We start from the raw sequence: 7,941 nt of genomic DNA, 5'->3' as shown, positions 1-7,941 counted from the left end.
ATCTTCCGGACTCTGCCCCCGCAGCTCTGGCGCGACCGGACAGTTGTCACATATGAACAACTTGTCATCTTTTATGCGGTTCGCTCGCAGTGGAGGTCCCGTGCGCACCCGACCCGTTCCGCGCCGTCTGGTCCCGGCCGCCCTGCTCTCCGCGGCGGCCCTCGTACTGTCAGGCTGCGGCGGCCCGCCCGCCCCGGAGGCGGCCGACCCGGCGGCGGCCGGGGCCGTCACCGAGACGAACTGCGGCCTTCCCGTCACCGTTCCCGGCCCGCCGGAGCGGATCTACGCCCTCTACCAGCCGGCGATCGAGACCGTCCACGCGCTGGGCCTGTCCGACAGGCTCGTCGGCACCGCCTACCTCGACGCGCAGGTGCTCGAGCCCTACGCCGAGGCCCAGGCCGGGGTGCCCTACGTGCCGGACCTCCCGACCCGCGAGGCCCTGCTGGCGGCGACCCCGGACTTCGTCATGTCCGGCTACAACAACGCGTTCGCGACCTCCGGGACCGAGGGCATCAGCACCCGGGCCGACCTCGCCGGGCTCGGTGTGCAGAGCTGGATCTCGGCGCCGCTGTGTCCCTCCGCGGACGGACTGTCCGACGAGGCGATCGACCCCGACCAGGTGTCGATGGAGACCGTCCACGAGGACCTCCGCGGTCTCGGCCGGGTGTTCGGCGTCGAGGAGCGGGCCGAGGAGCTCGTCGCCGACCTGCAGGCCCGGGCGACGGCCGTCGAGGAGCGGGTGGCGGGCAGGCCGCGCCCGTCGGTCGCGATCCTGCTCAACGACGACGACGGCAGCTACCGGGTCGCCTCCGGGATCGACTTCGGCACCAGGGTGCTGGAGATGGCCGGCGCCGAGAACGCCTTCGCCGACCTCCGCGAGCGGCGCCACGTCGCGGTGTCCAAGGAGGAGCTGATCGCCAGGGACCCGGACGTCATCCTCACCTCGACCTGCTGCGACGCCACGACGACCGTCGCCGACGGCGAGGCCGACGTGCAGAAGGTCCGCGACGACCCCGCGCTGTCCGGCAGCACCGCGGTGCGTGAGGGGAAGGTCTTCCCGTTCCTCTTCGCCGACCGTGCTGCCGGTATCCGCGGTCCGCACGCCGCCGAGCGGGTCGCGGACCTGGTCCACCCCGAGTGACGGCGACCGCCCCCGCTCCGGTGCTCCGGCCCCGGCCGGCCGCTCCGTGGGCGGTGCCGGGCGGGCTGCTCGTGGTCGCCGCCGCCACCGTGCTGTCGATGAAGGTCGGTGCCCGGCCGCTGTCCTGGGCGGAGCTGGCCGACGGGCTCCTGCGGTTCGGCGGCTCGCCGGCCGACATCGTCGTCCGGCACGTGCGGCTGCCGCGGACGCTCGCCGGCCTGATCACCGGCGCCTGCCTCGGGCTGGCGGGTGCCGTGGCACAGGGGATCACCCGCAACCCGCTCGCCGGGCCGGGCACGCTCGGGGTGAACGCCGGTGCGGCCGGGGCGATGATCCTCGTGATGGCGTCGGCGGGCATCGGCTCGCTGGCCGGCCACGTCTGGTTCGGCTTCCTGGGCGGTGCGCTGGCGGCGCTCGCCGTCTACGCGATCGGCGGGTCCGGGCGCGACGGCGCGACCCCGGTGAAACTGGCGCTGGCCGGAGCCGCGGTCAGTGCGCTGATCACGGCGGCGACGTCGGCGGTCGTGCTGCTCGACCGGGAGCTGTTCGCCCGGTTCCGGTACTGGATCGTCGGCTCGCTGGCCCGCGCCGATCTCCTCACGGTCGGGCAGGCCGTGCCGTTCGCCGTCGCCGGGGTGCTGCTCGCGGTCGCGCTGGTCCGGCGCCTCGACGCCGTCGCGCTCGGCGAGGACACCTCCCGCAGCCTCGGTGCCCGGCCCGGCCTCACCCGACTCACCGGGCTGGTGGCGGTCGTCGTCCTGGCCGGGACGGCGACGGCGGTCGCGGGGCCCGTGGCGTTCGTCGGGCTGGTCGCACCGCACGCCGCGCGGGCGCTGGTGGGCACCGCACACCGGTGGGTGCTGCCGGTGCCCGCGCTGCTCGCGGCGGGCCTCGTGCTGCTCGCCGACGTCGCGGGCCGGGTGGTGATCGCACCCGAGGAGGTGCAGATCGGGGTGACCGCGGCCGTGCTCGGCGGCCCGGTGTTCCTGCACCTCGTGCGGACGCGGAAGGTGGCCGCCCTGTGAGCGCGCCGGGGACGCTCGTGTTCCGCCGTGGCCCGGTCTCCGCGCGGGTGGGTGTCCGCGGGCTGCTGCTCGGGGCAGCGGTCTGGCCGGCTGCGGTCGCCGTCGCGCTGTGGGCGACGACGGTCGGCGAGTACCCGATGCCGCTCGCGACCGTGCTCGACACGCTCGCCGGGAACGGCACGCTGCTCACCTACGACGTCGTCGTGAACCACCGGCTGCCCCGCGCGATCACCGGGGTGCTGGTCGGCGCGGCGTTCGGGGTCGCAGGCGCCCTGTTCCAGCGGATCGCGCGCAACCCGCTGGTCAGCCCGGACGTCATCGGGATCAACGCGGGGGCCTCGGCCGGTGCGATCGTGATGATCATCGGGTTCGGGGCCTCCGCCGCCTGGGTGACCGGCGGGGCGCTCGCCGGGGCCGGGGTCGCCGCCGTCGCGGTGTACACGATCGCCTACCGGAACGGGTTCTCCGGCTACCGGCTCGTGCTGGTCGGGATCGGCGTCGCCGCGATCCTCAGCGCGGCGGCGACGTTCCTGCTCGGCCGGGCCGACGTCAATGCCGCCCACCAGGCGGCGATCTGGCTGGTGGGGAGCCTGTCCGGCCGGTCGTGGCCGGACGTCGTGCCGGTCGCGCTGGGCCTGTGCCTGCTGCTGCCACCGGTGCTGGGCCTGACCCGGCGGTTGCAGGTGCTGGAGCTGGGCGACGACCTCGCCCGGTCGCTCTCGCCCCGGATCGGCCGGGCCCGTGCCGTGCTGCTGGCCTGCGCCGTCGGACTGTCGGCGGTCGCGACCGCCTCGGCGGGGCCGGTCGGCTTCGTCGCGCTCGTCGCACCGCAGATCGTGCGACGGGTGCTGGCCGAGCGCAGTCCCGGCCTGCTGGCGTCGGCCGGGACGGGAGCTCTCGTCGTGGTGGCGGCCGACCTGGTGGCCCGCACCGCGTTCCTGCCCCGCGAGCTCCCGGTCGGGGTGCTGACCGCGCTCGTGGGTGCGCCCGTACTCATCGCACTGCTGGTGCGCAGCAACCGGATCGGAGCGAGCGGATGACGCTGACCGGCCAGGACCTCCGCCTCGGCTACACGGCCGCGACGATGGTCGTCGACGGCGAGTCCGTCACGATCCCCGACGGGCGGATCACCGTGATCGTCGGGCCGAACGCGTGCGGCAAGTCGACGCTGCTGCGCGGGCTCGCCGGGCTGATGCGCCCGCACGGCGGCCGGGTACTGCTCGACGGCGCCGAGCTCGCCGGGCTGCCCGCGACCGAGGTGGCCCGGCGGATCGGCGTGCTGCCCCAGCAGCCGGCCACCCCCGACGGGATCACCGTCGCCGATCTCGTCGGGCGCGGGCGGCACCCGCACCAGCGCTGGTTCCGGCAGTGGTCCGCCGACGACGAGCGCGCCGTCGCCGCCGCCCTGGCCGCGACCGGGCTGGACGACCTCGCCGACCGGCCCGTCGCCGAGCTCTCGGGCGGGCAGCGCCAGCGCGCCTGGATCGCGCTGGTGCTCGCCCAGGGCCCGGAGACGATGCTGCTCGACGAGCCGACGACGTTCCTCGATCTCGCCCACCAGCTCGACGTCCTGGAGCTGCTGCGCGGGGTCAACGCCGGGCAGGGGCGGACGGTCGTGATGGTGCTGCACGACCTGGAGCTCGCCGCGCGCTACGCGCACCACCTGATCGCGATGTCGGACGGGCGGATCGTCGCCGAGGGCGCCCCGTCCGACGTCGTCACCTCCGAGCTCGTGTCGTCGGTGTTCGGGGTGGACGCGCTCGTCATGCCGGACCCGCTCACCGGGACACCGCTGGTGCTGCCGTGCCCGCGCTGAGCTCAGCCGGTCGGGTACGGCACGAACGTGCTGCGGTCCTCCTGGATCGACGGGGCGTGGTCCAGCCGCGGGAACGCGCGCTGCGGGCACGCGTCCCGGCTGCACACCCGGCACCCGGCGCCGATCGGGGTGGCCGCGGCGGGGTCGTCGAGATCCAGCCCGGCGGAGTAGACGAGCCGGTGGGCGTGCCGGAGCTCGCAGCCCAGAGCGATCGCGAACGTCTTGCCCGGGCTGCCCCAGCGCCGCCGTGAGCCGTGCACGGTGCGGGCCACCCACAGGTAGCGGGCACCGTCCGGCATGGACGCGACCTGCACGTGGATCTCCCCTGGCGCGGTGAAGGCGTGGTACACGTTCCACAGCGGGCAGGTCCCGCCGCCCCGCGAGAAGTGGAACCCGCTGGCCGACTGGCGTTTCGACATGTTCCCCGCCCGGTCCACCCGCACGAACGAGAAGGGCACGCCCGGCTCGGACGGCCGCTGCAGGGTCGACAGGCGGTGGCAGATCGTCTCGAAACCCTGTCCGAAGTGGTCGGCGAGCCGTTGGACGTCGTACCGGAACTCCTCGGCCGTGGCCCGGAACTCTCCGTAGGGGAGCGTCAGCGCGGAGGCGAAGTAGCGGGCCAGCCCGATCCGGGTGAGGGTGCGGGTCGCCTCGTCGCCGGAGTCCTCGGCGGCGAGCGCGTCGATGACGTGGTCCTGTTCCAGGAAGCCGAGCTGGGTCGCCATCCGGAACGCCTGCTGGCCGGGCCGCAGGGTGGGCGACAGGCGCAGCACCCGGTGCGTGCGGTCGTAGCTGTGCAGCTCGCCGGCGCCCTCGGGATCGGTGTCGTCCAGGCCGGCGATGCTCACCCCGTGTCGGCCGCGCAGGCGCTCGGCCAGCGCCCGGCGGACCTCGCCGCGACGTACACCGATCTCCGCCGCGAGCTCCTCGCCCGCGTCGTCGAGGTCGGCGATGTGGTTGCGCCGCCGGTAGAAGAAGTCGCGCACCTGCTCGTGCGGGGACGCGGACCGGACCCGGTCGCTGCCGTCGCGCGGGGAGTCGGTCGCCGCGGCGAGGTGCTCGTCGGCCCGCCGCCACCGCCGGTACAGCTCCAGCACCGCGTCGGCGGCGGTCGGCATCTCGGCGGCGAGCCGCTCGATCTCGGTCGGCGACACCGCCCCGGCCGGTGTCGTCGTCTCGGCGAACACCTCGTGCAGCTCCGCGACGAGCCGCTCGGGGCGGCGCGCGGCGAAGAACGCGGCGTCGACCCCGAACACCTCGGTGATCCGCAGCAGGACGGGCACCGTGAGCGGGCGGGACCCGTGCTCGATCTGGTTCAGGTAGCTCGGCGAGATCCCCAGCGTGCGGGCGAGCGACGCCTGGCTCATCGACCGCGTCTCCCGCAGGCTTCGGAGCCGGGTTCCCGGGACACCTGTGGCAGCCATGCCCGGATGCTAGCGAAGATCGGTGTTCGCAAGATTCGCAGAATCGCCCCGGAAGATATGCAGAAGTTGGCACGACGCCACCGTCGCTGATCACCGTTCGCACTCCGAAGCTGGTCACACCCCGTTCGAGAGCCGACGCGGCGTCCGGTCACCCCCGGCCGTCACGTGAGGCGACGCACGAACGAGACTTCGCAGAAGGAGCACGACATGACCGGGAGCACCCGGCAGGAGCGGATCGACGAGCTGACCCGGCAGTGGTCTGAGGACCCCCGCTGGGCGGGCATCACCCGCGGTCACACCGCCGAGGACGTGGTGGCGCTGTCCGGCAGCGTCCGCGAGGAGCACACGCTGGCCCGGCTCGGCGCCGAGCGTCTCTGGGACCTGCTGCACGAGCGGGACTACGTGCACGCGCTGGGAGCCCTGACCGGCAACCAGGCGGTGCAGAGCGTCCGGGCGGGCCTGGAGGCGATCTACCTGTCCGGCTGGCAGGTCGCGGCCGACGCCAACCTGGCCGGCCAGACCTATCCGGACCAGAGCCTGTACCCGGCGAACTCGGTGCCGTCGGTGGTGCGCCGCATCAACAACGCGTTGCTGCGGGCCGACGAGATCACCACGCTCGAGCGGCGCGAGGACGTCGACCCGCACTGGCTCGCGCCGATCGTCGCCGACGCCGAGGCGGGCTTCGGCGGTCCGCTGAACGCCTTCGAGCTGATGAAGGGCATGATCGCCGCCGGTGCCGCGGGCGTGCACTGGGAGGACCAGCTCGCGTCGGAGAAGAAGTGCGGCCACCTCGGCGGCAAGGTGCTGGTCCCGACCTCGCAGCACGTCCGCACCCTGAACGCGGCCAGGCTGGCCGCCGACATCGCCGACGTGCCGTCGGTGATCGTGGCCCGGACCGATGCACAGGCCGCCAACCTGATCACCTCCGACGTCGACGAGCGCGACCGGCCGTACCTCACCGGGGAGCGCACCGCGGAGGGCTTCCGCCGGGTGACCGGCGGCATCGACCCGTGCATCACCCGTGGCCTGGCCTACGCCCCGTACTCGGACCTGCTGTGGATGGAGACCTCGGTCCCGGACCTGGACCTGGCCCGCAAGTACGCCGAGGCGATCAAGGGTGAGTTCCCGGACCAGATGCTGGCCTACAACTGCTCGCCGTCGTTCAACTGGCGCAAGCACCTCGCCGACGACACGATCGCCCGCTTCCAGCGCGAGCTGGGCGCGATGGGCTACGCGTTCCAGTTCATCACCCTGGCGGGCTTCCACGCGCTGAACCACTCGATGTTCGACCTGGCCAGTGGCTACGCCGTGAACGGCATGACCTCCTACGTCGAGCTGCAGGAGCGCGAGTTCGCGGCCGAGGCCGACGGCTACACCGCGGTCAAGCACCAGCGCGAGGTCGGGACGGGCTGGTTCGACGCGGTCTCCACCGCGGTCAACCCGGAGTCGTCGACGACGGCGCTGGCAGGGTCGACCGAGGCCGAGCAGTTCACCCACTGACCCCTTCGCCCGCCGGGGGCCGGGGCCAGTGGTCCCCGGCGAGCCCGATCCCACTGCACACGGAGGAGTCGTGAGCGAGATCGAGCGGGTCGGCGTCGTCGGCGCCGGTCAGATGGGCGCGGGCATCGCCGAGGTGTGCGCCCGCGCAGGATGCGATGTCCTGGTGGTCGAACAGGGCAAGGACGCGGCCGATCTCGGCAGGGAGAGGATTCTCGCCTCGCTCGACCGCGCGGTGGCGCGGGGCAGGCTGTCCGCTGCCGAGCGGGACGCGACCGCCGATCGACTGCGTTTCGCGGTCGATCTCGGAGACCTGTCCGACCGGCAACTCGTGATCGAGGCCGTGATCGAGGACGAACTCGTCAAGTGCGATCTGGTCGCCGGGATCGACAAGGCACTCGCCGACCCGTCGGCGATCATCGCCTCGAACACCAGCTCGATCCCGATCATGAAGCTGGCACAGGGCAGCGAGCGTCCTGGCAACGTCGTCGGGCTGCACTTCTTCAACCCGGTCCCGGTCCTGCCGCTGGTGGAGGTGGTCGGTTCGTTGACGACGTCGCCGCGTACCCGGGAGCGGGTCGAGACCTTCGTCGTCGATCGGCTCGGCAAGCAGACGATCTCGGCGGCGGACAGGGCCGGGTTCGTGGTGAATGCACTGCTGGTGCCCTATCTGCTCGCCGCAGTGCGGATGGTCGAGGTCGGCCGGGCCACCCCCGCCGACGTCGACTCCGGGATGAGACTCGGCTGCGCACACCCGATGGGGCCGTTGGAGCTCGCCGACCTGATCGGTCTCGACACCGTCGCCGCGATCGCCGAGTCGATGTATGCCGAGGACCGCGAGCCCCTCTACGCACCACCACCGCTGCTGCGGCGGATGGTTCAGGCCGGGTTGCTCGGACGCAAGACCGGCCGCGGCTTCCACGCCTATCCCAGCCCGGCAGCGGGAGCCCCCTGATGCTGCAGACCGACGTTCCACCGCTCCGCAGGCGGGCCGGGCTACGCGCGGCGCTGCGATGGACCCGGTGCGGCGCAGGGCTG

The 7,941-nt window shown here is 73.4% G+C and carries 7 protein-coding genes; 6 read left to right on the top strand and 1 reads right to left on the bottom strand.

Annotated features, from left to right (window positions below; all coding sequences use genetic code 11):
- Positions 1-100: 100 nt before the first annotated feature.
- From Ae150APs1_RS13750 to Ae150APs1_RS13735, 4 genes are read left to right on the top strand one after another with little or no spacing between them, the layout of a single operon-like run.
- Positions 101-1,141 (top strand): ABC transporter substrate-binding protein, encoded by a 1,041-nt coding sequence (locus tag Ae150APs1_RS13750; RefSeq protein ID WP_010226770.1) that lies wholly within the window; start codon positions 101-103, stop codon positions 1,139-1,141.
- Entirely contained in the window at positions 1,138-2,166 is a 1,029-nt protein-coding gene (locus tag Ae150APs1_RS13745; protein ID WP_075297951.1) for an iron ABC transporter permease, read from the top strand. Before Ae150APs1_RS13750 ends, Ae150APs1_RS13745 begins: the two co-directional genes overlap by 4 nt.
- On the top strand, positions 2,163-3,206 hold the full coding sequence (locus Ae150APs1_RS13740; protein WP_075297949.1) for an iron chelate uptake ABC transporter family permease subunit: 1,044 nt from the start codon (positions 2,163-2,165) through the stop codon (positions 3,204-3,206). Before Ae150APs1_RS13745 ends, Ae150APs1_RS13740 begins: the two co-directional genes overlap by 4 nt.
- Positions 3,203-3,982 carry an ABC transporter ATP-binding protein gene (locus Ae150APs1_RS13735; protein ID WP_075297947.1) on the top strand — a complete coding sequence of 260 codons (780 nt, stop codon included), beginning with the start codon at positions 3,203-3,205 and terminating at the stop codon, positions 3,980-3,982. Before Ae150APs1_RS13740 ends, Ae150APs1_RS13735 begins: the two co-directional genes overlap by 4 nt.
- Before the next feature lie 2 nt (positions 3,983-3,984).
- On the opposite strand, the gene Ae150APs1_RS13730 is transcribed toward Ae150APs1_RS13735, so the two are convergent.
- Positions 3,985-5,406: a short-chain fatty acyl-CoA regulator family protein gene (locus Ae150APs1_RS13730; RefSeq protein WP_029239335.1), complete on the bottom strand. Its 1,422-nt coding sequence runs from the start codon at positions 5,404-5,406 to the stop codon at positions 3,985-3,987.
- A 207-nt stretch (positions 5,407-5,613) separates the two neighbouring features.
- Between Ae150APs1_RS13730 and aceA the strand changes: the two genes are divergently transcribed.
- On the top strand, positions 5,614-6,906 hold the full coding sequence (gene aceA, locus Ae150APs1_RS13725; protein WP_075297945.1) for an isocitrate lyase: 1,293 nt from the start codon (positions 5,614-5,616) through the stop codon (positions 6,904-6,906).
- A 70-nt stretch (positions 6,907-6,976) separates the two neighbouring features.
- A complete protein-coding gene (locus Ae150APs1_RS13720) occupies positions 6,977-7,858 on the top strand; it encodes a 3-hydroxybutyryl-CoA dehydrogenase (protein ID WP_075297943.1) in 882 nt (293 codons plus the stop codon).
- Positions 7,859-7,941: the final 83 nt, after the last annotated feature.

Origin of the sequence: Pseudonocardia sp. Ae150A_Ps1, assembly GCF_001932315.1 — a bacterium.
GTDB lineage: Bacteria > Actinomycetota > Actinomycetes > Mycobacteriales > Pseudonocardiaceae > Pseudonocardia.
This window is presented reverse-complemented; position numbering and strand designations above follow the sequence as displayed.

Excerpts from the sequence above, each read along its gene's own strand:
- Ae150APs1_RS13735 (WP_075297947.1), top strand. The coding sequence starts at position 3,203 with ATGACGCTGACCGGCCAGGACCTCCGCCTCGGCTACACGGCCGCGACG.
- Ae150APs1_RS13730 (WP_029239335.1), bottom strand. The coding sequence starts at position 5,406 with ATGGCTGCCACAGGTGTCCCGGGAACCCGGCTCCGAAGCCTGCGGGAG.
- aceA (WP_075297945.1), top strand. The coding sequence starts at position 5,614 with ATGACCGGGAGCACCCGGCAGGAGCGGATCGACGAGCTGACCCGGCAG.